Origin of the sequence: Winogradskyella ouciana, assembly GCF_009709615.1 — a bacterium.
GTDB classification, from domain to species: domain Bacteria; phylum Bacteroidota; class Bacteroidia; order Flavobacteriales; family Flavobacteriaceae; genus Winogradskyella; species Winogradskyella ouciana.
Genome location: NZ_WJYA01000274.1, coordinates 1 through 242, shown reverse-complemented (window position 1 = coordinate 242; position 242 = coordinate 1). Strand labels below are relative to the sequence as shown.

Annotated in this window: 1 protein-coding gene; it reads left to right on the top strand. The window is 35.5% G+C overall.

The annotated features are described in order from the left end of the window. The first annotated feature begins 8 nt into the window (after positions 1–8). A complete protein-coding gene (locus tag F1003_RS19145; protein WP_497986941.1) occupies positions 9–152 on the top strand; it encodes an HU family DNA-binding protein in 144 nt (47 codons plus the stop codon). Positions 153–242 lie beyond the last annotated feature (90 nt).

Genomic DNA, 242 nt, shown 5'->3' with positions numbered 1-242 from the left:
AAGTTCAGTTGATCGGTTTTGGTAACTTTGAAGTTCGTGAGCGTGCAGAACGTAAAGGTCGCAACCCACAAACTGGTAAAGAAATGACAATTGCAGCTTCTAAAGTACCAGCATTCAAAGCTGGTAAAGCTCTTAAAGACGCTGTTAAATAATCAGTCTTTAAAAAGCCTATTGTATCAAGCTTTCTAGCTTGGTCAGTAGGCTTTTTAATTATGAAATCTAGTAATAAATAGAGTTAAAAA